General features: G+C 32.6%; 22 protein-coding genes, 1 rRNA gene and 2 pseudogenes (1 of these 25 running past the window's edge). 13 read left to right on the forward strand and 12 right to left on the reverse strand.

All coding sequences use genetic code 11. The features are described 5' to 3' along the window. Window positions 1–86 precede the first annotated feature (86 nt). The 5 genes and pseudogenes from gldG to P5P87_RS03325 form a co-directional block, all read right to left on the reverse strand. The gene (gldG, locus tag P5P87_RS03305) at window positions 87–1,772 is read right to left on the reverse strand and encodes a gliding motility-associated ABC transporter substrate-binding protein GldG (protein WP_278021568.1); all 1,686 of its coding nucleotides are present in this window, start codon (window positions 1,770–1,772) and stop codon (window positions 87–89) included. Further along, window positions 1,772–2,497, reverse strand: coding sequence for a gliding motility-associated ABC transporter permease subunit GldF (gene gldF / locus P5P87_RS03310; protein ID WP_278021569.1), 726 nt, complete (start codon window positions 2,495–2,497; stop codon window positions 1,772–1,774). Before gldF ends, gldG begins: the two co-directional genes overlap by 1 nt. A gap of 58 nt (window positions 2,498–2,555) precedes the next feature. Further along, window positions 2,556–2,930: a YbbC/YhhH family protein gene (locus P5P87_RS03315; RefSeq protein ID WP_198858107.1), complete on the reverse strand. Its 375-nt coding sequence runs from the start codon at window positions 2,928–2,930 to the stop codon at window positions 2,556–2,558. Between the two features lie 60 nt (window positions 2,931–2,990). After that, window positions 2,991–3,287, reverse strand: coding sequence for a putative quinol monooxygenase (locus P5P87_RS03320; protein WP_198858108.1), 297 nt, complete (start codon window positions 3,285–3,287; stop codon window positions 2,991–2,993). Between the two features lie 396 nt (window positions 3,288–3,683). Continuing rightward, window positions 3,684–4,512: pseudogene (locus tag P5P87_RS03325) on the reverse strand (SAM hydrolase/SAM-dependent halogenase family protein). A 263-nt stretch (window positions 4,513–4,775) separates the two neighbouring features. On the opposite strand from P5P87_RS03325, the pseudogene P5P87_RS03330 reads away from it, so the two are divergent. The 10 genes and pseudogenes from P5P87_RS03330 (at window position 4,776) to P5P87_RS03375 (ending at window position 12,129) form a co-directional block, all read left to right on the forward strand. Next, a pseudogene (locus tag P5P87_RS03330) lies at window positions 4,776–5,725 on the forward strand (PhoH family protein). 145 nt (window positions 5,726–5,870) lie between these two features. Continuing rightward, window positions 5,871–6,557, forward strand: a complete 687-nt coding sequence (locus P5P87_RS03335) for a hypothetical protein (protein ID WP_278021570.1) — start codon at window positions 5,871–5,873, stop codon at window positions 6,555–6,557. Between the two features lie 16 nt (window positions 6,558–6,573). Continuing rightward, entirely contained in the window at window positions 6,574–6,936 is a 363-nt protein-coding gene (locus P5P87_RS03340; RefSeq protein ID WP_278021571.1) for a DUF1801 domain-containing protein, read from the forward strand. Between the two features lie 138 nt (window positions 6,937–7,074). Continuing rightward, complete coding sequence (locus P5P87_RS03345; RefSeq protein ID WP_198858111.1) at window positions 7,075–7,905, forward strand: Cof-type HAD-IIB family hydrolase; 831 nt, start codon at window positions 7,075–7,077, stop codon at window positions 7,903–7,905. A gap of 115 nt (window positions 7,906–8,020) precedes the next feature. Further along, window positions 8,021–8,614 carry a hypothetical protein gene (locus P5P87_RS03350; protein WP_198858112.1) on the forward strand — a complete coding sequence of 198 codons (594 nt, stop codon included), beginning with the start codon at window positions 8,021–8,023 and terminating at the stop codon, window positions 8,612–8,614. A gap of 90 nt (window positions 8,615–8,704) precedes the next feature. Then, a complete protein-coding gene (locus P5P87_RS03355; protein WP_198858113.1) occupies window positions 8,705–9,658 on the forward strand; it encodes a phosphoribosylaminoimidazolesuccinocarboxamide synthase in 954 nt (317 codons plus the stop codon). Window positions 9,659–9,938: 280 nt separating this feature from the next. Beyond that, window positions 9,939–10,130 carry a hypothetical protein gene (locus tag P5P87_RS03360; protein WP_278021572.1) on the forward strand — a complete coding sequence of 64 codons (192 nt, stop codon included), beginning with the start codon at window positions 9,939–9,941 and terminating at the stop codon, window positions 10,128–10,130. 29 nt (window positions 10,131–10,159) lie between these two features. Further along, window positions 10,160–10,318 carry a hypothetical protein gene (locus P5P87_RS03365; protein WP_278021573.1) on the forward strand — a complete coding sequence of 53 codons (159 nt, stop codon included), beginning with the start codon at window positions 10,160–10,162 and terminating at the stop codon, window positions 10,316–10,318. A 129-nt stretch (window positions 10,319–10,447) separates the two neighbouring features. After that, on the forward strand, window positions 10,448–11,578 hold the full coding sequence (locus P5P87_RS03370; RefSeq protein ID WP_278021574.1) for a glycoside hydrolase family 26 protein: 1,131 nt from the start codon (window positions 10,448–10,450) through the stop codon (window positions 11,576–11,578). Window positions 11,579–11,727: 149 nt separating this feature from the next. Then, window positions 11,728–12,129, forward strand: coding sequence for an ankyrin repeat domain-containing protein (locus tag P5P87_RS03375; RefSeq protein WP_278021575.1), 402 nt, complete (start codon window positions 11,728–11,730; stop codon window positions 12,127–12,129). A gap of 60 nt (window positions 12,130–12,189) precedes the next feature. Here the strand turns inward: P5P87_RS03375 and P5P87_RS03380 are convergent, their stop codons facing one another. Next, window positions 12,190–12,726, reverse strand: coding sequence for an SRPBCC family protein (locus P5P87_RS03380; protein WP_278021576.1), 537 nt, complete (start codon window positions 12,724–12,726; stop codon window positions 12,190–12,192). A 381-nt stretch (window positions 12,727–13,107) separates the two neighbouring features. Between P5P87_RS03380 and P5P87_RS03385 the strand changes: the two genes are divergently transcribed. Beyond that, window positions 13,108–13,488, forward strand: a complete 381-nt coding sequence (locus P5P87_RS03385; RefSeq protein ID WP_278021577.1) for an ankyrin repeat domain-containing protein — start codon at window positions 13,108–13,110, stop codon at window positions 13,486–13,488. A gap of 161 nt (window positions 13,489–13,649) precedes the next feature. On the opposite strand, the gene P5P87_RS03390 is transcribed toward P5P87_RS03385, so the two are convergent. The 6 genes from P5P87_RS03390 to P5P87_RS03415 all read right to left on the reverse strand — a co-directional run bounded on the left by P5P87_RS03390 (window position 13,650) and on the right by P5P87_RS03415 (window position 22,373). Then, on the reverse strand, window positions 13,650–16,748 hold the full coding sequence (locus tag P5P87_RS03390; RefSeq protein ID WP_278021578.1) for an efflux RND transporter permease subunit: 3,099 nt from the start codon (window positions 16,746–16,748) through the stop codon (window positions 13,650–13,652). Window positions 16,749–16,751: 3 nt separating this feature from the next. Continuing rightward, window positions 16,752–17,837: an efflux RND transporter periplasmic adaptor subunit gene (locus P5P87_RS03395; protein ID WP_278021579.1), complete on the reverse strand. Its 1,086-nt coding sequence runs from the start codon at window positions 17,835–17,837 to the stop codon at window positions 16,752–16,754. Between the two features lie 12 nt (window positions 17,838–17,849). Further along, window positions 17,850–19,097 carry a TolC family protein gene (locus tag P5P87_RS03400; RefSeq protein ID WP_278021580.1) on the reverse strand — a complete coding sequence of 416 codons (1,248 nt, stop codon included), beginning with the start codon at window positions 19,095–19,097 and terminating at the stop codon, window positions 17,850–17,852. A gap of 84 nt (window positions 19,098–19,181) precedes the next feature. Then, window positions 19,182–20,543 carry a HAMP domain-containing sensor histidine kinase gene (locus P5P87_RS03405; RefSeq protein WP_278021581.1) on the reverse strand — a complete coding sequence of 454 codons (1,362 nt, stop codon included), beginning with the start codon at window positions 20,541–20,543 and terminating at the stop codon, window positions 19,182–19,184. Further along, window positions 20,540–21,220, reverse strand: coding sequence for a response regulator transcription factor (locus P5P87_RS03410; protein WP_278021582.1), 681 nt, complete (start codon window positions 21,218–21,220; stop codon window positions 20,540–20,542). Before P5P87_RS03410 ends, P5P87_RS03405 begins: the two co-directional genes overlap by 4 nt. A gap of 64 nt (window positions 21,221–21,284) precedes the next feature. Then, a complete protein-coding gene (locus P5P87_RS03415; RefSeq protein ID WP_278021583.1) occupies window positions 21,285–22,373 on the reverse strand; it encodes a M42 family metallopeptidase in 1,089 nt (362 codons plus the stop codon). A gap of 81 nt (window positions 22,374–22,454) precedes the next feature. Between P5P87_RS03415 and P5P87_RS03420 the strand changes: the two genes are divergently transcribed. Together P5P87_RS03420 and P5P87_RS03425 are read left to right on the forward strand one after the other, a co-directional pair. Beyond that, entirely contained in the window at window positions 22,455–23,135 is a 681-nt protein-coding gene (locus tag P5P87_RS03420) for a DUF4294 domain-containing protein (RefSeq protein WP_198858131.1), read from the forward strand. A gap of 925 nt (window positions 23,136–24,060) precedes the next feature. Continuing rightward, a 16S ribosomal RNA gene (locus P5P87_RS03425) occupies window positions 24,061–25,064 on the forward strand; it runs 510 nt beyond the window's last position.

A 25,064-nucleotide genomic window follows, 5' to 3' on the forward strand; every position in this document is an offset into this window, starting at 1 on the left:
TGCGCCTTTGAATAAATTAAGGTCTAAATATACGGATTACAAATATATCTTAAACTATCCAAAGTATTACATTTTTTTATTAACATCTATTTGCTGTACTTTTTCTTTCTGATAAAAGTAAATACTAGTCCAAAGATCAATAAAATTAGAATTGGAACTCCGATAGTTATGAATTGGGTCAAAGTATAACTTTCGTAAACTTTTTCTTTGTCCAACAAAGGCAATTCGACATCTTTACTTCTAATGTTAATAAGTCCAGTATCATCAAGAAGGTAATTGATACAATTCATGATAAAGTCTTTATTATCGTACAATTGGCCAGTTCTCTGGTCGTAACCTAATTCAACGGGCATCATATTTTTATCTAGCTGGTTTCTTGCAATATCTCCGTCAGCAACAACAATCATTTTGTTTGGTTTTCCTTGTGCTGTGAAAGAATTGTCTTTGAAAGGCAAAACTCTATTCTCAAAAGCCGAATGGAAAGAACCTTCCAATAAAACAGCAAGCGGTTTGTTTCCTTTATTCAAATAATCTTGCGGAGTTGTTTTTTCTGTAACCATGTTTAGGTTAACTTCTGTTGGCGTTCCAATTGTTTTAGAATATTGGGAAGATTGCAGTAATACTGTTTTCTTAATTCCGTTTTTCAAAGTGTCAATCGGATTTGCGAAATCGAATTTAATTCCGCCTAGATTTTTAACGATTGGATGCTGGCTTGTTGGATAAACTTGAGGAGCAAATTTCCAGATAAAATCTTGATATTGCGTTGCACTTCCTTGTTCGCCAGTAGCCAGTTTTATTGGACTTCCTTGTTCGTCTTTAATCAAATCAGGATTAATTCTGAACCCGTATTTGAAGAACATATCGTTCAGGTTTAAATCTCTAGGATAAGCCAAAGTCGCACCCATGTCATTGTACAAACTGTCCATGTCTGCAGCCGTCTGATCAATTAGCCAAAGCGTTTTTCCGCCATTCATAATAAATTGATCAAGAACTTCTTTTTCTTCGTCAGAGAATTTTTCTGTTGGTTTTGCAATAATTGCTAAATCGTATTTTTTAAGTTCGCTTAAAGTTCCACTCGGATTTTTTGAAACTGAATCTAATGTAAATGGACCTATAAGATAACTTTCGTGAATCTGTTTCAACATATTAGCAATATGCCTTTCTCTCAATTCGCCATTTCCTTTAATAATTGCAACCTTTTTCTGTTTGTCTTTTGTGACTTTATGGATTGCATCTGCAATAGAATATTCTAAATGCTGGATAGATCCGATAACTTTTTGCGTAGTCGAAGATCCCATGATATTTTTTAATAAAGGAATATTAACTTCTTTATTATTGTAAACGGCAACAGCCCAAGGAAAAACCATTGCTTGAGATTGTTTTCCTTTATCGTCAACTGTAATGTTTATTGGCGTTAATCCTTTTTGGAAAAGTGACTTTGTCAATTCGTCGCTTTCATCTGCATTTTCTAAAGGATCAACAAATTCAAAAACAATATTGCTGTTATAGGCCTGAAATTCTTCTAACAATTGTTTGGTTTCCTGTTGCAAACGTCTAAAATCTGCAGGAAGATCTCCTTCCATATAAATCTTAATAGAAAGAGGATTCTTTACTTGTTTTAGAATTCCTAATGAAGTTGGAGATAAAGTATAACGCTTGTCTTTTGTTAAATCAAAACGATGAAAAAAGATCGTTCCAAGTACATTTAAAACAACTAAAATAAAAATAGTGATGCTTAATGTCTTTAAATTATGTTTTGTAGATGGTTTCATTAAGCTTTATAAGATTTTAATTGATAAACAGTAAAAGACAAAAAAGCGGTTGCAATGCTTAAAAAATAAATAATATCGCGAGTATCAATTACACCTCGACTCATACTTTTAAAGTGATTTTGCATTCCTAAAGCTGAAACAAAACTATTTGATCCTGGAATTAATGAGCTCAATCCTTCAAAACCAAAATAGAAGAAAAAGCACAGGAAAACAGCAATAATAAAAGCCACAATCTGATTTTCTGAAAGGGTAGAAGTAAAGATTCCGATTGCTGAATAAGAAGCAATTAAAAACAATAGTCCGAAATAAGAACCAATAGTGCTTCCCATATCGATATTGCCTTCTGGTGAGCCTAAATCTGAAATGACTTTCACATAAATTAAAGTTGGAATGATTGCCAAAATGATCAGCAAAAAAGAACCGAAGAATTTACCATTTACGATTTCCCAAATAGATAAAGGTTTAGTCAATAATAACTCTAAAGTTCCTTGTTTTTTTTCGTCTGAAAAACTTCTCATGGTTACTGCTGGAATTAAGAAAATTAAAATCCAAGGAGCCAATGTGAAAAATGGAGTTAAGTCGGCATAACCTGTTTTTAGGATATTGTAGTCTCCTTCAAAGACCCATAAAAATAGTCCGTTGCTAATTAAGAAAATTGCAATGACCAAGTAGCCAATAGGAGAACCAAAAAAGGATTTTATTTCTCTTAAAATGATTGATTTCATTTGTTTGTTTTTGTTTTTGTATTGTTTCAAGTTTCATGCCCTTGAAACGACTTATAAATTATTTTCCGTGTGTAATTTTTATAATCTTCGAATTTCTAGCATCAATAATTATTAAAAATGTTCCTCCAACATAATTTTCAGGCAATGTTCCAGAAATAACCCAGTAATTTTCTAAGAGGTAAATTTCATATGGTCTTTGTTTTTCTATCTTTTCTTTTCCGTAAATATCAAATAAAATAGGTTCTACGATTTTAATTACAGTAGCACTATCTTTTATAACTAACTTGTTATTATCGATAACATTATGCTGTGACTTTTTAGACAAAGCAATTTTTAATTCTTCGTTTGCATTTTCAACCCCTAAAACTAAACGCTTGTTTTGTGCACAACTGCTAAGTGTAATTAGTAAAAGTGATAAGAAAAAATATTTCATAATTTAATTTTTATTTCATATTTCAAGTCGCACGTGTAACGTGAAACCTTGAAACCTGAACTAATTTAAGCTTACCAATTTATCCAAGCTCCAAGCTTCTGGTTTTGCATTGAATAGTTTTTTTGTAAAATCCCAAACGCTATTAAAGAGTTCAGAATTTCTATAATTTTCCAAATCTTCTTCGGTTTCCCAATAACTGTAGGTAAAAAAGACACCTTTATCATTTTTGTCCTGATACAATTCTAAAAAACGATTTCCTTCGGCATTTCGTATTTTCTCTTTCACTGATTCAAAATTCTCCAGAAAATCAGGGATTTTTTCTTCGTGAAAACTCATTTTTACTATTCGAACAAACATGTTTGTAATTTAAGATTTTAGACTGTTGATTTTAGATTTTTTGAATTGTCCAAAGTCTTACAGGTGCGCAAAAATACCAAATTTGATTGTTGTTTTAAATAAAAATTCAAATATTATAAAACGATATTTTTTAGAGTTCCAATAAGTAATAATATTTCAAATATAGCCCGCGGTTTCAACCGCGGGAGCATAATGCATATCACGCACACTATGTATTAGGATGTATATAAAATGCGTATCACAATCCGTTTCCTGTTGAAACTACGGGCTATGTTTATGTTGTGTGAGTAAATCTTCTTTACTAATGCAAACAAATAATAAATATGAATCTGCTCAATTAGCAAAATCTGCGAGAGAATTAATCTAAAATCTGAATTCTAAAAATCTAAAATTAATTTAGGAGAATTTAATAGTAATCACATCACGATAATTCAATCCTAACAAACTATTTGCAGAACCCACTTTAGAAGGATTGCTTCTGAAAATAGCAATTTCTAGAAAACCAGCTTCATTAAAAATGGCCAGTTTTTCTCCTTCATACGTTTTTATCGGATATTTATCTGAAGTAGCAATCGCAGAGTAATTTGGCAGAATCGTTTTGATGTTTTTTGGTTTCATCACAATTTCATACGGACGTCCGCGCGAAATTTCTAAGAATTGCTTTTTTAGAGATATTTGTAACCACGTTTCCAAAATGGTCAATGTAAATAATGTTTCCTTTTATAGAATTTCCATCATCTGCTACAAGAGCTTGCAATTCGGTAGCTTCTTTAATGGCAGGAATTTCTTTTCCAATTACATTCAGTAGACCTCCTTTAGATAAATGAGAAGCGACTTGAATAAAGATGTCCAAATCTGTTGCTTCAATCGGGAAACGATCGTGAATATTAATTGCCACAATTTTCTGCGGAACGATTTTCTGCGTAAGCATACTTAAAATACCATTATCAGCACAAATAAAGAAGTGATCGTTCCATTGCATAGCGATATGCTGGTTTTCTTTATTGCGCTCAATATCGACACCAATAAGATGAACGGTTCCTTTTGGAAAGCTCATATAAGTCGCTCCGATAATGTAACTCGCCTCTGCAGTATTAAAGGGATCAATGTCATGAGAAATGTCAATGATTTGAACCTCTGGATTTTCAGAAAGTATTTTACCCTTCAGCGACCCCACAAAGTGATCTTTCAAGCCGTAGTCTGTAGTAAGGGTAATTATTGACATAATTTTGTTTATAACTATTGATAGTATTTAAATCTAAATTTCATTAAATTTGAGAAATGCAAAGCTAGTAATAGTAAACACAAATTGAAAGAAAGAAAAGACAATTTGTATTTTTTAAAGTTTTTGCAAGTTACAGTATTTATATCCAGAAGATTAAGTTTGATTTAGAAAAAAACTGAAAACTGCGATCGAAAACTGAAACTAAAATAGACCCGACAACCCCTAAATAATAAAAGGAATTATTTAATTTAAAACTACTTCATTTGAACGAAAGAATAATCGAGCTAGTAGATATTGCACCAAAAGAATTTTGGGGCGCGCAGGACAGCCATTTAGAAATCATTAAAAAGTATTACCCAAAGCTTAAAATCGTAGCGCGAGGGACAACTTTAAAAGCATTTGGCGAAAAAGAAGTTTTAGACGAATTCGAAAAAGATTTCAAAGATTAATGCTTCATTTTACACGTTACAATAATATTGATGATAATGTAATTGAGCGTGTCATAATGAGTGATGGTCAAGAAGAAAAAAGAGCTTACGATCATGACAAAATCTTAGTTCATGGTGTTGGCGGTAAGATTATCAAAGCAATGACACCAAATCAGCAATTGCTGGTTGATACTATTAAGAAAAACGATATGGTCTTTGCTATTGGTCCTGCTGGAACCGGAAAAACGTATACCGGTGTCGCTATGGCGGTTAAAATGCTAAAAGATAAAGAAGTAAAAAGGATCATTCTGACGCGTCCTGCGGTAGAAGCCGGTGAAAATCTTGGTTTTCTTCCGGGTGATATGAAAGAAAAACTGGATCCTTATATGCAACCGCTCTACGATGCGTTGCGTGATATGCTTCCAAACGAAAAATTAGAGGATTATATTTTGAAAGGAATTATTCAGATTGCGCCACTTGCTTTTATGCGTGGACGTACGCTTGATAATGCTTTCGTAATCCTAGATGAAGCACAGAACACCACACACTCACAAATGAAAATGTTTTTGACCCGTATGGGAAAAAACGCAAAATTTATGATTACGGGTGATCCTGGACAGGTCGATTTACCAAGAAGAACAATTTCTGGTCTTAAAGAAGCAATTCTAGTTCTGAAAGACATTGAAGGTATCGGAATTATTTATTTGGATGATAAAGATATCGTACGTCACAGATTGGTTAAAAAGGTAATCGATGCTTACAAACAAATCGAGAATCACGATTAATTATAAATTTTAGTGGAATGTTAAATGTAAATCGTGAATTGTGTTTTAACATTTATTAATATTCGTTTTGTATGTTTTCTTTTGAAAAGTGCAAAACGAATATTTTTTTATTATCATTGAAAACGAATTATTCGATTAAAAAAGAATGGAAAGTAAAATTATTTTGATTGTTGGTTTTCTTTTTTTTGCGGTTAAGTTTTATGCTCAAAAAAGAGAAGAAAATAAAATAGAAAGAAAAATAAATAAATTAACGGGAAAGGAAATTGTTCAAGAATTAAACAGATTGAATTTTTTCAATTTAACAGATAAAAATGATTTGAAAATTACAAGAGATGAATTTGAAAAATCTTATAATCAATTGAATTTCTTTGAAGGTCAAATGAGAGAAGATTTAAGTTTTACAGATAATAGATTTTATTTTATTGATTCTGAAACATTGTTTGAAGGAGAAGGATTAATTCAATATTTAGAAACCTTTAAAGTTTTATTTGATAAGTTAAATCTAAAACTTGTAATCTCTGAAGAGTTTGAATCTCAAACTGATAAACATTTACTTCATAAGATAAAATTAAACGGAAAAGAATATATCGCTTTTGATAACAATTTTGGAAATTATGATTGGACAATAGCGTATTTGAATTTTATAGAAATGTTAAATGATCAGCTTGTAATACAAGAAAGTAATGAGCAATTTTATCCAATTAGTTGTGGTAATGATGGAAGAATTGTGTTATTAACTAAAAAACAGTTTGAATTTGTAAAATATAATTATCCAAATGATTATAATCATCCAAAAGAAATTGTTGATTGGAAAGACGGCTTAGAATATTGAATTTAATTTAGAAAAAATGAAAACTATTGATGATTTCTATTTAAATCAAGAAGACCCCATAAAAGGATTATTTCTAGCATTAAAAGAAATCATTCTAAAGCAAGACCAAGACATTACAAATACTTTAAAATACGGAATGCCCTTTTTTTCTTATAAAGGAAAAATGTTCTGTTATTTATGGATTCATAAAAAACTCAAAAGGCCTTATATTGGAATTGTAGAAGGAAAATATTTTGATGAAGATTTTCTGATTCAGGAAAATCGCTCACGAATGAAGATTATGATGTTTGATAATAATGAAGATTTGCCTTTGGAACAAATAGAAGCTATAATCCAAAAAGCGATAAATTTATACAAAACTGGAATTGTTAAGATTTAAAATGTTTAAACAGCAATATTTAACGGAATAGTTAAATAAATAATAAACTTACCTCAATTTTGGCTTTCAAAGCCTGTAATCTTTGTCTAACCGAGCTTAAAGCCGTAAATTTGCAATTCTAAATATTAGAATATTAATATGACAAAACTTAAAAATATAAAAGTTGTAGTAAGCGACCTTGATGGAACTTTACTCAACCCACAACACAGAATTTCAGATTATACTAAATCAATTTTTCAAGAACTTCATAATCAAGGTTACTTAATTATTGTAGCTACAGGACGTCATCATCTTGATGCAATGGCAATTATAGACACACTTGAAGTGCCAGTTTATCTTGTAAGTTCTAACGGTGGAAGAATCCATTCGCCAAATAGAGAAGAACTTTTTGCTTTTAATTTAGACAGCGATGTGGTTAAAGCGGCTTTGAATATAGAAATTGACCCAGATGTTACAGTTGTGTTATTCAAAGAAAATGTATGGCAGACTAATAAATGGAATGAAAGATTGAACTCTTTTCAAGCCGAATTAAAATACCGTCCAGAATTGGTAGATTATAAAACAATTGAAGATTTTAAAGCAATCAAAATTTTCTTTTCTTGCGATAATCACGAGAAATTGGTAAAAGTAAGAGATGCTGTTTTAGCTAATTCTTCAGAACATTTGCATCATGCTTTTAGCTTGCCAACTTGTTTAGAGTTTATGGATAAGTCTGTAGACAAGGCAGTTGCAATTGAAAAAGTATTAGAAAAAGAAGGTTTCACTTTGGATGAGGCAATTTCGTTTGGAGATGGTTTTAATGATTTGCAAATGTTGTCTGCAACCGGAAAAGGTTTGATTATGGGAAATGCGCCTTCAATTTTAAAAGATGCTTTACCTGATTTGGAAGTAATTAAAACAAATGCAGAAGACGGTGTTGCAAAATATATTGCATCTAAAATTTTAGATAAAGAGTTTGCAACAACTTAATTTAGAATGTTTTATATTCAGTTTTGTTGCTGAATGCTAAATAATGGTTATTTTTATAAGAGCTAATTCGCAGAGAGTTAGCTCTTATTTTTTTAACCTTAAATTTGTTTTAGCAATGAAAAGATTTTTACTTCAAGTTGAACGAAATTGTATTTCGGGAGCATTGGTTTTATTACCGCTTTTAGTTTTTTTTATTTTGTTAGAAAAAGTTTGGAAGTTCTTTCAGAATTATGGCGAAAAATTTGCACATTTTCTTCGTCTAGATCTTGTATTAGGAAAATATGCAACTGATATCGCAGGCGGAATTATTTTGTTAGCTCTAATTTATTTTAGCGGTTTTCTAATGCGATTATCTCTTTTAAAAAGATTTACAAAGTGGGTAGACGAGAAATTAATGATCTTTTTGCCAGGTTATGAAAAGAATAAAAAAGAAGCAGAAGAAAAATTACTAAAAAGAAATAAAGAACCTAAACCCATAACAGATTTACCTATTTTGTTTAAAAATGGAGATTTTTGGCAACCGGCCCATTTAATTGAAGAAGATAAAAATGGTTCAGCAGTCATTTTTGTTCCAAATGCGCCAGCTAAAGATCAAGGACAGATTCTAATTGTCAAATCAACCGATTTTAAAAAATTGACAGACACAACACTTTCAAGTTTAGACGAGTCAATAAAATCTTTTGGCAAAGGAATTTTGAACTTTAAATAATTTGCAAAAATTGAACTGATATTTTCTTTGTTTGCTCTGTCAAATAGTTTTAAATTTGCATTCATTAAAAACAACACAACTAAAAGGATAATGAGTAATACAATCACAACTACAGATTTTAATTTCCCGAATCAGAAATCAGTTTACCGCGGAAAAGTTAGAGAAGTTTATAATATTAATGATGAACTTTTAGTAATGGTGGCAACAGATAGACTTTCGGCTTTTGATGTAGTTTTGCCAAAAGGAATTCCGTACAAAGGACAAATCCTGAATCAGATTGCAACAAAATTTATGGAATTGACGCAAGATATCGTTCCAAACTGGCTGATTGCAACTCCAGATCCAAACGTTGCTGTTGGACATTTATGTGATCCTTTTAAAGTAGAAATGGTAATTCGTGGTTATTTGTCTGGTCACGCTGCTCGCGAATATGCTGCTGGTAGAAAACAAATTTGTGGCGTTACAATGGCAGAAGGTTTAAAGGAAAACGATAAATTTCCAGAACCTATTATTACGCCAACTACAAAAGCTGATAATGGTTCTCACGACGAAGATATTTCTCGTGAAGACATTTTAGCAAAAGGAATTGTTTCTGAAGAAGATTATTTAGTTTTAGAAAAATATACTCGCGCTTTATTTCAAAGAGGAACTGAAATCGCCGCAAAACGTGGATTGATTTTAGTGGATACCAAATACGAGTTCGGAAAAACAAAAGACGGTGTAATTGTTTTAATTGATGAAATACATACTCCAGATTCTTCTCGTTATTTCTACGCTGACGGTTATGCTGAAAGACAAGAAAAAGGAGAGGAGCAAAAACAATTATCTAAAGAGTTTGTTCGTCGTTGGTTAATCGAAAATGGTTTCCAAGGCAAAGACGGACAGCAGATTCCAAATATGACCGACGAATATATTGAGTCAGTTTCTGAAAGATATATCGAATTGTATGAGAATATTTTAGGAGAGAAATTTGTTAAAGCTGACATCGACAATATTGATCAACGTATTGAGAAAAACGTATTAGATTACCTTTCTTCAAAATAATAATTTCGATTTAAGCTAAAAAAATAAATATATAAAAAGCCTTGCTGAGATAAATTCAGCGAGGCTTTTTTTCGTTTAAATAGGTTTTCGATATGAAATCTAATCTGAAATTATCCCAATTTAATTATGCGAAAAGTGCAATTGAGCCTATCTGATTGCAGTTCTTTGTCTTTTTTAAGAAAAATTATCTTTTTTTTCATTTTTGATGCAACGTTTTATGCATAATGAGCGTCTAACAAGTAATCATCACAATCATTAATCATTAAACAAGTAATCAATCATGAAAAAGACAGTAATCATTCTAGGGACGGCTCTTGCCATATTTGTAAATTTTACAGCAGCTTCCAATCATAAGCTGGCAGTTAAAAATCAAATTGAAATTTCAGATTATTTCTCATCGCCTTTGCACATAGCTGTGTGTAATGGAGATGTTGAAACCGTAAAAAAAGTATTGAATATGGTGCGGATGTAAATAAAATTGTGCGAAATATGACGCCTTTAATGCTTGCGACTCGATTTAATAATGTAGAAATTGTGAAAATCTTACTAGCAAATGGAGCTAAACCTTCCATAGAAAACGAACATGGATTACGAGCATTAGATTATGCAAGATATTCAAAATCAACAGAGGCTGAAGCTGTTTTAAAAGGGCTGAAGTAAAAAATTTTAACGCAAGAAAAGAAAAGCATTATCTTTATTTTGATAATATTGGTCAACGTATTGAATAAAACGTATCAGATTGCCTTTCTTCAAAGTGATACTTTTGGGTTTAAACTAACTATTTAAGCCATGAAACTTATTACTAAAAAAAATGCCCTATTAGTTTGTCTTACTGTAGGGCATTTTCTTTTTGCGCAAATAGATAAAAATGCGACAAAAGAAACTAAAAACTTATATCAAAATCTAAAAATCATTTCAAAAAATCATATTCTTTTTGGACATCAGCATGCTCTTGAATATGGACATGGTTGGAGTAATGAGCCTAATCGTTCAGATGTAAAGTCGGTTACGGGGTCGCATCCGGCTGTTGTTGGTATAGATTTTAGCGATTTTTCGGGTCGTTCTAAAGAACAGATTGAAAAAACAAAAGAGGTTTTGCGAAAAAATGTAATCGATACTTATGAAAGAGGCGGAATTACAACAGTCTCTTGGCATTTTAATAATCCAGCGTCTGATGGCGGATTTTACTGGAAAGACGGAATCTCAACCGCTTCAATGTCTTTAATTAAACCTGGTGGCTCTAATAACGAACAGTATAAAGAAATTCTAAAAACTATTGCCGATTTTGCCCATTCTGTAAAAGCAAAGGACGGAAAGCTTTCTCCAATGATTTTTAGGCCTTTTCATGAATTTGATGGCGATTGGTTTTGGTGGGGAAAATCACATACTTCTAGAGAAGATTTTATTGCCGTTTGGCAGTTTACGATTTCTTATCTGAGAGATACTTTAGGAGTTCACAATTTTATTTATGCTTTTTCTCCCGATAATCGATTTAATTCTGAATCAGAATATTTAGAGCGTTATCCAGGCGATGAATTCGTTGATATTTTGGGCATGGATGATTATGCCGATTTTGGACGCGATGGAAAATATGATTTAGAAGCTGGTTTGAAAAAATTAAAAATATTTTCTGATTTGGCTGTAAAAAGGAAAAAAGTAGTCGCGTTTACAGAAACTGGTTTAGAATCAATTCCTAATGAAAATTGGTGGACAGAAGTTTTACTTAAAACTTTAAAATCTGAAAATCTGCAATTGGCTTACGTTTTAGTTTGGCGAAATGACACAACAAGTCCAACTCACTATTATGCGCCTTTTCCTGAACAAATTAGCGAAACCGATTTTATAAAATTTTATAACGATCCTTTTACATTATTTGAAAAGGATTTGAAGGATATATACAGCAAGAAGTTTAAGATATAATCTATTTTTGCATCAGTAAAGAAACGCAATTTTTGGTCTGCCTAAATTGCGTTTTTTTATTTTTCTCTTTATTCCTGCAACCTAATGCTCTTTTTAGTCGTCTAAATAGAAAATCATCATCATCATCAATCATTTAACAAACAATCATTATGAAAAAAGCAGTAATTATTTTAGGGCTAATTTTCATTTTTACAAATGAAATAAAAGCATCAAATTGTGAACTGAAAATTGAAAATCAAGCTAAATTTTCAATTTATTCGAACTCTCCATTTCATCTAGCAATTAGTAAAGGCGATATCGAAACGGTTAAGAGATTTATAAAGTATGGAGCCAATATCAATAAAATAGTAAATAACATGACTCCCTTGATGGTGGCCGCACGATTTAATCAAGTAGAGATTATTAAAATTTTACTCGAAAATGGGGCAGAACCTTCACTTGAAAATGAAAGAGGTTATACCGCTTTGCATTTCGCTGAGTTTGGAAAATCTGCAGAATCGATTGCTATTTTGAATAAAGCGAATATGGAAAAGAGTAGAAAACATAAATGAAATGAGAAAGAGCAATTCATTTATTTGAATTGCTCTTTTTTCTTTTAAAACTCTGAAAAATTATTCCATTATATCTTTAAGATTTTCTAGACCTTTTTGCAGATCATTTCCTATCAATTGGTCCATTTTTAGCATTGGAAGCATAATGTTTGTTGGATATGGAATTACACCGCTAATTCCCCATCTGACTTTTGTTTGATTATCTGAAATAGGTTCAGTAGACATAAATCCTACAGCATTATCTTCCATAGGCTTCTTAAAACGGAGCGCAAATTCGAGACGTCTGTTTTCTGTTATTTTTGTAATCTCTTCTTCACCAACACCAACTTCTTTCACATTGCTTTCCCAAGAAGAAATAGAACCTACAGCACCATCAGCTCCTTTATAATGAACTTTCATTTTTGGATCCATATTAGCCCAAACGCTAAATTCATTTTGATTTTTTAATGATCTGACATATTTGAAGATACTATCAGCTGGTTTGTTAATTGTAATTTCTCTTTTTACCGAATATTCTTTTGGCATAAAATAAGCCGCAATTAAGACAATTGAAATAAATAGAATTAGAATGACTAGTAATCTTTTAATAAAAATCATGGTTTTTGTTTTAAGGTTAGTAGTTTTTGAATTGTTTTTTTTCTTCTTAATAGAAGTTATAGGGCTTTGCAACTATACTTGTATGTTTTTGATTTTTAATCTCATAGTAAATTTAAAAAAATAATTGTGAGTTTTGAAATGATACCAATTTTAAAAAGATCAAAAAAAATAAGATTTATTGTAACATTTTTGTTTTTATGTAGTCTATTATAGTAAAACCTGTAATTTGGTAACGTTTGGGTTCTTTAATTATCGTTTTATTAAGTAAGTGTTAAGAATTGGTTAAAACATGGTACTTTGTAATGCATAATACGATAAAATAAATTACTTTTACATCAGAATTAAAATCATCATCAATCAATTAATAAACAATCAATCATTATGAAAAAATCAGTTATTTATTTAGGACTAGCCTTGGTAACATTTGGAAATGTAGCTATGGCTTCAAATGAAGTTTCAACTGCTAAAAATCCAGTTGAATTAGTAGAATATGCGACAAACCCTTTAAATGTTGCAATTAGTAAAGGGGATATCGTAGCTGTGCAAAAATTTATTGAGTACGGTGCAGATGTAAATTTAATGTCTGAAGAGCTTACGCCTTTAATGACTGCTGCACGTTACAACAAGTACGAAATCATTAAAGTTTTATTGGCAAATGGTGCAAAACCAAGTACAAAAAACGAAAGTGGATTTACTGCATTAAGATATGCAGAATTATCAAATGCTTCAGAATCAATTGCGCTTTTGAAAGATTTGAAATAACAGTTTAAAAGTTTTGAGTTAGTAAAAAGACCTTTCTGAGCAAAAGGTCTTTTTTTTGTTTTAAAATTAAATTTCTAAAACAAAAAAAGCATCATTACTAGAATGATGCTTCTTCCTTTTTAAATCCCAACAAATTGATTTAAAACTAAATATTTTTCTGCCTATTCAAGTGGCACATCTTTTTTTCTATTAAATACCCAAAATAATATAGGGAATACCAACAAGGTTAGGACTGTTGCTGTCATTAATCCGCCAATAATTACAATAGCAAGCGGTTTTTGAGATTCTGAACCAATTCCTGTAGAAATTGCCGCAGGCATAAGACCGATAGAAGCCATTAATGCTGTCATCACTACTGCTCTTGTTCTGGCTTTGACTCCTCTAAAAATAGATTCCTCCAGCGAGTATTTTGCTTTTAGATTATGATGGAATTCGGATATTAAGATTACTCCATTTTGTATACAAATTCCTAGAAGCGCAATAAATCCAACTCCAGCAGAAATTCCAAAATTCATTCCTGTAAGATGAAGCGCAATGATTCCACCAATAATTGCAAACGGTACGTTGGCTAAAACAAGAAGAGAATCTTTAAAGTTTCCGAACAAAATAAATAACAGAACAAAAATTCCAATTAAACTGATAGGGACAACTTGTGCCAAACGTGCACTGGCACGAACTTGGTTCTCAAATTCTCCAGTCCAACCTGTTGTATAACCTGCAGGAAGTTTCAATTTATTTACTTTAGATTGTGCTTCTGCAATTGTACTTCCTAAATCTCTATCACGAACAGAGAATTTAACTCCAATAAAACGTTTTGTATTATCTCTGTAAATAAATGCTGGACCGGTAATAGTTTTAATATCGCAGATTTCTTTTAAAGGGATTTTTATTCCGCTAATAGTTGGAACTTTAATTTCCTCTAAATCTTTCTCATCTTTTCTGTATTCTTTTGAAAAACGAACACGAACATCAAATTTCTTTTCGTCTTCATACTTTTCAGTTGCTGTTTTTCCTCCAAAAGCTAATTCTAAAACAGCTTGAGCATCGCTTAAAGTTACGCCGTAAGCGACCATTTTTTCTCGATCTAAAATAACGCTTATTTCTGGCTGGCCAACATTTCTTAAAATACCTGCATCTTTGATACCTGGAATATTTTTAATCTGAGCCAAAACTTCATTTGCCAACTGATCTAATTTATTTAAATCATCACCATAAATCTTAACCGCATTTGAGGCTTTAAATCCAGCTACCGATTCGGCTACGTTATCAATTACCGGCTGAGAATAGTTATAAGTGATTCCTTGATGAACTTTCAGTTTCTCATCCATTTCATTAATCAGATCGTCCATAGAAATTTTACGTTTCCATTGCTTTTGCGGAATTAAATCAACTTGTAACTGAATAAATCCAAAACCATTAGGATCGGTTCCGTCATTGCTTCGTCCGGTTTGAGACAATACTTTCTTTACTTCAGGAAAACTCTCTAAGTCTTTTCTAATTATTGCGACAGTCTTAACACTTTCAGGAAGAGAAGTACTCATAGGTAACTCGGCAGTAACCCATAGTGCGCCTTCATTTAATTGAGGTAAAAATTCTGTTCCTAAGAAACCTGCAGAAAAGAAAACAGCAACTAGTATTCCGATAGAAGCGATTAAAGTTTTTACTTTATGTTTAAATGTCCATGCAAAACCTTTAGAAACAATTCGATCCCAAAAATTAACAAACGGATTATGTTTTTCTTTCACATTTTTATTCAATAAAATATGCGATAGAACTGGAACTAAAGTTAATGTAAATATCAGTGCTCCCAATAATGCAAAACCTAATGTAAAGGCTAGGGGGGAGAACATTTTTCCTTCTACTTTCTGAAACGAGAAAATAGGCAGTAAAGCTGTAATAATGATTAGTTTTGAAAAGAAAATAGCTTTACCCATTTCTGTTCCTGTTCTCTTAATTAAGCTTCCTTTTGCAATTTTATTGAATTTTTCCATTCCCAATTGATGCGCTCGATGGTCTAGAACCACAAATAGCCCTTCGACCATTACGACGGCTCCATCAATGATAATTCCGAAATCGACAGCACCTAAACTTAATAAGTTAGCGCTCATTCCCATCATTTTCAAACATAAAAATGCAAATAAAAGTGAAAGCGGAATTACAATGGAAACTGTAAAAGTAGTTCTCCAGTCGGCCATAAAAAGAAATACGACAACAGTAACCAGAATAATACCTTCAAATAAGTTATGCATTACGGTTTCGGTCGTGAAATTCATCAGATTATCACGATCGTAGAAAGTTTCGATTTTAATGTCTTTAGGTAAAACATTATCATTAAGATCTTTGATTTTTGCTTTGATTAAAGCCAAAGTTTCCTGCGGATTTTCTCCTTTACGCATTACTACAATTCCTTCAACTTCGTCGTCGTTATCTCCAAGACCAGTTTGTCCAACTCTTGGCATTGCACTTTCGTAAACATCAGCTAGATTTTTTACCAAAATAGGATTTCCTCCTGCATCGTCAACGATAATATTTCCAATGTCTTCTTTAGATTTTAATAAACCTACACCACGAACTACAAAAGCTTGTCCGTTTTTCTCAATAACATCACCACCAACGTTTAAGTTTCCAGAATTTACAGCATTATAAACTTGTAATGGAGTAATATTATATTTAGCCAATTTAATTGGATCAACTCCAACTTCATAGGTTTTAGTTTGGCCTCCAAATACATTTAAATCGGCAACACCTGGAAGAGAGCGAAGCTGTTTATCAATTACCCAATTTTGGTAAGTCAATAATTCCCTACTGTCTCTGCTTTTACTTTTTACAATATATCTGAAAATTTCTCCTGTAGGTCCGTATGGCGGTTGTACGTCTGGTTCTACATCATCTGGAAGAGAAACATTCTTCAATAAATTGTTTACTTGAAAGCGAGCAAAAGTATCATCAACACCATCATCAAAAATAATTTTGATAACCGATAATCCAAACATTGTAATACTTCGAACGCTTGTTTTCTTTTGAACAGAATTCATTGAAATCTCAATTGGAGAAGTCACGAAGCGTTCTACTTCTTCGGCACTTTTTCCATTCCATTGTGTAATAATGATAATTTGCGTATTGGTAACGTCTGGAAAAGCATCAATAGGCATATTTTTGAATGAAATAAATCCAGCAACAGCCAATAATCCGACCCAAAAGAAGGTAAATGCTTTATTTTTTAAAGAGAAAGCAATAATATTTTTTATGAATTTGTTCATGTCTTAATTATTTAAAGCACCATAAATAAATAGCTGATTGTTTGTGATTACCTTTTCATTTTCTTTTAAACCACTTGAAATATAAGTTGTATCACCAACAACTCGATAAACTTCTACTTGTCTAGTTTCTATATTATTACGGTCTTTAAATACGACAACAAAGTTTTTGCTTTTGTCAAAAACAATAGCTTTACTAGGTACGGCTATCATCGATTGGTTTTCATTAAAAGATAATTTGATATTCGCATTCATATCAGGCTTTAACATGTAATCAGGATTGCTCAATTTGATTCTCGCCTGCATTGCTTTAGTTTCTGAATCAATTACGTTGTAGATTTTATCTACTTTTCCGTTAAACGTTTTATCTGGATAACTAAGGGTAGTAACAGCAGCAGCTGTTCCTAATTTTACTTTATTAATATCGATTTCATTAATATTAGCCATTGCCCAAACTTCGCTGATTTCTGCAATATCAAATATGTTCTCAGAACGGTCATTACGCAAAAGCATATCTTGATTAATGCTTTTTTGAATAATGAAACCACTTATTGGAGCTGTCACTTCATAAATAGAACCTGCTTTAATATTGTAAATTTTATAAGTTTCCTGAATTTTACTTAATTGTGACTGTGCTTTGTTTACTTCAGATTTTGCCTGTAGAACATCACTTTCAGAATTTAATTTGCCGTCAAATAATTCTTGCGCTACTTTTAAATTGTTTTTTGCAACAAGCAAATCACTTTTAGCATCTATAGATTGTTTTTCAAAATCGGCTACATCGGTACTTTTTATGGTTGCCAGAACTTGTCCTTTTTTTACATAATCACCAAGTTCAACATTTACTTTCATAACATTTCCGCCGACCAACGGGTAAACGTCAATCATTTTATTATTATCAGCCGTAATTTTTCCATAAAAACTAAGTTCGTTCTTTAATGGTTGGGTCGTTGCTTCGGCTGTTGTAGTAGTTTTTAGCATAGTATCACTTAAAACAAAAGATGTATTTGTTTCAGGATTCTCTACTTCTTTTTTGCAGCCTGTTAGAGATAGAGTTGCAACTGCGATTCCTATGAATAATGTATGTTTCATTTCTTTACTGTTTTAAAATAAATCTTTGTTGATGGTACTATTTAACTCTTCACCTGCTAATACTACTTTTTTCTTTAATTCGTTTAACTGAATTATTGCCTGATTGTAGCTTTCCATAAAGTCGGTAAATTCTAAAAGGCTTACATTTCGTTTTTGAAAATTAGTTAGCATTCCGTTGTAAACTGCTTCAAAATCTGAATTTACAGTTGGTTTAATCACACTGTAGTTTTGTCTTGATTCATCCCATTTTGTCCAGGCTGAAGTAATTTCAGTTTGCAGCTGTAGTTCAAAATTTTGTTTTTCAACTTTAGATTGTTCTAAAATAGTTTGAGCATATTTAATGTTTCCTTTGTTTTTATTCCATAACGGTAGCGGAATACCAAGGCTAACATTAGATTCTTTATTAAAAGCTCCACTTCGCTGATCGTAATTTGCACCTAAAGTAAGATCTGGAATTGCAAGCGATTTCTGCCATTTTACATTTATTTCATTAGCCTCTATTTCTTTTTGTTTTGCTAAATAATCAGGTCGATTTGCAATCGCTTGTTCTTCGAAACTTTTAATATCTAAAGGAATAATTTTTAAATATTTATTCGAATCATCTTTACTTACAACTGGAATTACATTTTCAGTTTCATTCATTAAAAGCTTTAGATTTGCTTGCTCTTCTATATTGTTATTTACAACTTCTAGTCGTTCATTTTTGAAATTAAGATATAAAGATTGCAAACGAACAACATCTTTTAAAGGAATATTGCCTTTTTGAGCCTGAACAGAATAAGAATTGATTAAATCTTCGATATGAGCCAATTGTTTATCCGTGTTTTCAAGATTTTTACTGTTGTAGTAGACAGTATAAAAACTTTTACGAAGTTGTAGTTTTAAGGTGCGCATTAAATCATTAAATGATAATTCTGCCAATTGAGCATTAGTTTGTGCGAGTTTAACTTCGTTACGTTTTTTACCGCCAAGATAAATCAGCTGTTCGATACCAAATGCTTTTTGCCCTTCTTTCCCGATGTCAAAAAACTTGTCTCTTTCAGGGTTATACGCATTAAGTTCGGCAGTGATGGTTGGGTTGTCCCAAATTCGGGCTTGAATGGCTAGAGCTTTTGAAGCATCAATATTGTACTGTGACGCTAAGAGAAATAAATTCTTTTTTAAGAATTGGCTTTCACAGTCTTCTAAGGTAGCTGTTTTTTGGGCTATTGCAGCTTGATTTAGAACTGCAAATAACAGCAATGCGAATAACTTTTTCATTGTATTGTTTTTGGATTATACAAATATGCTATCAACAGGCTTTAGGGGAGCTTAAAATCTACCTTAAAAATAGCTTAAAAAAGTTTATAATTCGAAAAATAATTGAAATAAATTCGTGTTAATATTTGGAGTTGAGTAGATTATGTTGGCTTTATGAACTGTCAAAATGCGATGGACAATTCTTAGACCAAGACCGAATCCAGAAGTTCTTTTTGAATTTTGCCCACGCATAAAAGGTTCAAAAAGACTTTTTTGTTCTTCTTCGCTAAGAGTGTTTCCAGTATTTGATACTGAAATTATAAGATGATAATGATCAGTGCTTATTTTTACTTTTGCCTGTTTGTTATCGGAGTAGATGTAGGCATTCTTTAAAATGTTGGTTAAAGCAATTTCTAGAAGATTTTTATTTCCTTTTATTTCTAAAGCGGTATCCAAATCATCACTTTCTTCCATTTCAAAAAGAATAGCAAAATCTGGAAATGTTTTGTTGATTTTTTCTATCGAAGAGAATAAAATCTCATCTATACGCTGAGTTTCATTGTTTTCTGTTCTTCTATTATCAATTTTAGAAAGAATCAATAGAGAATTAATCAACTCTCCTAAATGATTAACATCGGCTAATATATTATTTAGAAAAGAACTGTTTTTTGGTTTTATATCAGGATCGGCAATAGCATTTTCGATCTGCGAAGTCATTCTAGAAAGAGGCGTCCTTAATTCGTGCGAGGCATGAGCAGTAAATTCTTTTTGTTTTTGATAGGAAACTTCTATTCGATCCATCATAAAGTTAAACTCATCAGCAAGGAGATCAACTTCGTTCTTCGTGCTATTAGATGCAATTCTGGTATCGAGATTGTTTTCGTTTATGTTTTTTATTTTCTGATGAAAAGCAAGAAGCGGATCCATTGCTTTTCTAACCATAAAAGAAGTTAATAGCCAGCAGATTGTGGTAAAGAAAATGTACGAAACAACTAATGTGTATCTTAAAAAAAGAAGTTTCTTTTTTCCGTAATCATCTGTCGCAGAAATTAGAGCATAAAAATCTTTATCGTTCGTATCGTAAAAAACGCCATAAACTTCGTAATCTCCTTGCTGTTTAAAAAAGGTTTTATTCTTTTTTAAATATTTTAAATCTTCAACAGACCAATTGATTTTTGCATCATCGATACTGCTATAAATAAGTTTATAATTAGAATCAAAAACTAAGGTTTTCTCATCATAAAGTTTATTAATAGAGTTCTGGTCTATTATTTTTAAAAGCTGATTGTCGACTTGTTTGACATTTACCAATAATTTAATATTCGATAAAGCCTTAATTTCTAATCGATCTCTAAACTCTTCTTTTCTATAATTAGAATACAAAATGAATATCACTGTAGATGCCAGTCCAAAAAGAATGGTAAACAGTAAACTGACTAAAAGTGATATTCTATTTTTTAATGTCATTCTTGATCGCTTAGATAGTAACCGTAACCAACTTTGGTGTGAATAAGTTTTATTTCGTGATCCTTGTCGATTTTCTTTCTTAAAAAGTTGATATAAACTTCAATTGTATTTTGATTAGTTTCGATATGATAATCCCAAAGTTTTTCTGCAATAAATTGTTTAGAAAGTACTTTTCCTTTGGCATGAGCCAAAATTAAAATCAATTTAAACTCTTTAGGAGTAAGTTTTATTTCTTCGCCAGATCTAAAAACTTTCATGTCTTCTTCGTAAATTTCTAAATCTTTGACCACAATTTTGCTCTCTATCTGTTGCGGAACTTCCTTTCGTCTTAAAAGAGATTGTACTCTAGCATATAATTCTTCAAAATGAAATGGTTTTACTAGATAATCGTCTGCGCCATTATCAAAAGAAGATAATTTGTCTTCAATTTCACTAAAAGCGGTCAACATTATTATTGGCGTTTTAATATCAATTTTACGAATGTCTTTGCACACCTCTATTCCGTTTAATCCAGGAACATTGATGTCAAGAATAATCAAATCATATTCGTACGGAAAATACTTTTTCAGCAACAATGAGCCATCATAATATGGAACACACTCGAACTTCTTTGAGGTAAAGAAGGCAGAGATTTCTTTAGACAAAGTAAAATCGTCTTCGAGCAGTAATATTTTCATTCTGGGGAGATTTAAAAATTCGACCATTTGATGAAATAGCGGAATTTAGTGTGGTATTGTTTTTTTAATTAAAGTAAGAGAACGTCTCGTTGTTCTCGATTTTCAGTAGTGACTCATAAATTAGCTTAATAACATTTTCAACATCATCTCTATGAACCATTTCTACTGTTGTATGCATATAACGCAAAGGAAGCGAAATTAATGCAGAGGGAACACCGCCATTGCTATAAGCAAAAGCATCAGTATCTGTTCCAGTTGCACGTGAAGTAGCGTGTCTCTGAAAAGGAATTTTATTTTCTGAAGCTACGTCTACAATCAAATCACGTAATTTATTCTGAATTGCTGGTGAATAGCCAATAACAGGACCTTTGCCCATTTTAAGATCACCTTCTACCTTTTTATCAATCATTGGGGTAGTGGTGTCATGGCAAACATCAGTAACAATCGCTACATTTGGTTTTATTCTGTGCGCAATCATTTCAGCTCCACGGAGACCAATTTCTTCCTGAACAGAATTCACAATATACAAACCAAAAGGAAGCTTTTTATTGTTTTCTTTTAATAAACGAGCAACTTCAGCAATCATAAAACCGCCCATTCTATTATCGATAGCGCGACAGACAAATTTGTTTTCGTTTAAGATTATAAATTCATCAGGATACGTAATCACACATCCAACATGAACACCTAAAGCTTCAACTTGCTCTTTGTTTTCGCAACCTAAATCAATAAAAATATTACTTAGTTTAGGAATTTCTTCTTTGTCGCGTAAACGAGTATGAATTGCTGGCCATCCAAAAACGCCTTTTACGATTCCATTTTTAGTATGAATATTAACTCTTTTAGAAGGAGCAATCTGATGATCTGAACCACCATTTCGTATTACATATACTAAACCATCTTCTGTAATGTAGTTTACATACCAAGAAATTTCATCCGCATGCCCTTCAATAACAACTTTATACGGTGCGTCAGGATTAATTACTCCAACAGCAGTTCCGTAAGTATCAGTAATAAAGGTGTCAATATAAGGTTTTAAATAGTTCATCCAAAGTTTCTGGCCTTCACTTTCGTAACCAGTAGGGGAAGCGTTATTTAGGTAGCTTTCTAAGAATGCTAGAGAAGTATCGTTTAAGATAGAATTTGTGCTCATAAAAATATTTTTCCGCTAAAATATAAATTTGGTATCAGAGTTGTGTATAAATATATAATTTTACACTTAAATTATGATTCAATGAGATTAACCACCTTTTTATTTTTACTCTTAGTTTGTTTTTCTTCCAAAGCCCAAGTTACTCCTAAAGAGAACGAGCAAATGGGATATATATTAACAGAAAGAGATTCTATTTTAGGCGATACTATTCAGCTTCCAGAAATAATTATTTCAAAAGGACAAAAGATGAGTCCTGAGGAAATGAAACAATTTCAAATTCTTCAAAATAGAGTGTATAAAGTATATCCATATGCTAAGCTGGCAGCAGAGCGATTAACGGCTTTGAATAATGGAATGTCACGTTTAAAAACGAGTCGAGAAAAAAAGAAGTATTTTAAAATCGTCGAAGATTATTTAAATAACGAATTCGAAGAAAGACTTAAAAAGCTTTCTAGAAAACAAGGTCAGATTTTAGTAAAGCTTGTTCATCGTCAAACAGGAATTACAACTTATGAACTAATCAAAACATTAAAAAGCGGATTCAAAGCTTTTGTTTCTAATACAACCGCCAATTTGTTTGACATTAGTTTAAAAGAAGAATATAAGCCATACGATGTAAACGAAGACTATCTAATAGAAACAATATTAGTTCGAGCATTTGAATCTGGCCGATTAATAAATCAAAAACCAGCCACTCCGATAGATTATGAAGATCTATCAGAAAAATGGCAACAGAAAGCCAAAGACTTAAATAAAAAATAATACTATATATAAAGGACTACTATATATAATGTAAGACCCGGCAGTTTTTTGAAAACCTGTCGGGTTTGCTTTTTATATGCATATAATATAAGTATGGAATATGGTGCCGGGCAGATGTGAAGTATTAAGCTTTAATGATAAATGGGATCCGTTTCCCGCTATGCGCTTCAATCTTTTTGTTCCGAATGCCTGCAAAAAAGGATTTCCGCTTCCATCGGAGCCATGGAGGAGCTTTTCTGGAATGCATTTTTACGTAAATCGCCCCTTTAAGAATATAAGAAGCCGCGCAAAAAGGGCGGCAAATGGCGGAACCCCCGCAAAAGCGGCATTCCAAAACCCCGATGAAACGGCAAAACCGCACTGCAGCTCAGAAAAACCCCACAAGCCATCAAAAAAAAAGCAGAGCGTAAAGGGTGTGTTATGAGACAGTTAAGAAAAAGATTGAAAAAAGATTGAAAAAAGCGGACAAAAAAGCTTGGAAAAGCGGAAAAAGGTTCTACTTTTGCACCCGCAACAGCGAAACGCTCATCGAAATGCCGGCAAGGGAATAAGAATTAAAAAGGAAAGAAATTTTCTAAAAAAAAAGATTCGAAAAAGCTTGCGAGATTTGAAAAAGCGATTTACATTTGCACCCCGCAAAACACGGAAAGCTCTTTGATAGACTGGGAAGGAAAAAAGAAAAATGGAGGCGAAAATAAAGCTTCAAAATTTTTCAAATTTTTTCTTGCAGGTTTAAAAAATTAGTTTTAGTTTTGCACCCGCTTTGAAACACAAGCGATGAAGAAATAGAGACACGTTCGTAGACATATTGAATTGACAGCCGTTCTGAAAGAGATTTCAGAACATAAAGAATAAGAGCATTAGAATCGAGAGATTCGATAAAGAACCGCTAAGTTTAGCGCATCGCAATATAATATTAAAATATACGATGAAGAGTTTGATCCTGGCTCAGGATGAACGCTAGCGGCAGGCTTAACACATGCAAGTCGAGGGGTAGAGCACTTCGGTGCTTGAGACCGGCGCACGGGTGCGTAACGCGTATGCAATCTGCCTTTCACAGAGGGATAGCCCAGAGAAATTTGGATTAATACCTCATAGCATACTAAGTTGGCATCAACCTAGTATTAAAGTCACAACGGTGAAAGATGAGCATGCGTCCCATTAGCTAGTTGGTAAGGTAACGGCTTACCAAGGCGACGATGGGTAGGGGTCCTGAGAGGGAGATCCCCCACACTGGTACTGAGACACGGACCAGACTCCTACGGGAGGCAGCAGTGAGGAATATTGGTCAATGGGCGCAAGCCTGAACCAGCCATGCCGCGTGCAGGATGACGGTCCTATGGATTGTAAACTGCTTTTGTACGGGAAGAAACACTCCTTCGTGAAGGAGCTTGACGGTACCGTAAGAATAAGGATCGGCTAACTCCGTGCCAGCAGCCGCGGTAATACGGAGGATCCAAGCGTTATCCGGAATCATTGGGTTTAAAGGGTCCGTAGGCGGTCTTGTAAGTCAGTGGTGAAAGCCCATCGCTCAACGGTGGAACGGCCATTGATACTGCAGGACTTGAATTATTGGGAAGTAACTAGAATATGTAGTGTAGCGGTGAAATGCTTAGAGATTACATGGAATACCAATTGCGAAGGCAGGTTACTACCAATTTATTGACGCTGATGGACGAAAGCGTGGGTAGCGAACAGGATTAGATACCCTGGTAGTCCACGCCGTAAACGATGGATACTAGCTGTTGGGGGCAACTTCAGTGGCTAAGCGAAAGTGATAAGTATCCCACCTGGGGAGTACGTTCGCAAGAATGAAACTCAAAGGAATTGACGGGGGCCCGCACAAGCGGTGGAGCATGTGGTTTAATTCGATGATACGCGAGGAACCTTACCAAGGCTTAAATGCAGACTGACCGATTTGGAAACAGA

The organism is Flavobacterium ginsengisoli, assembly GCF_029625315.1.
GTDB classification, from domain to species: domain Bacteria; phylum Bacteroidota; class Bacteroidia; order Flavobacteriales; family Flavobacteriaceae; genus Flavobacterium; species Flavobacterium ginsengisoli.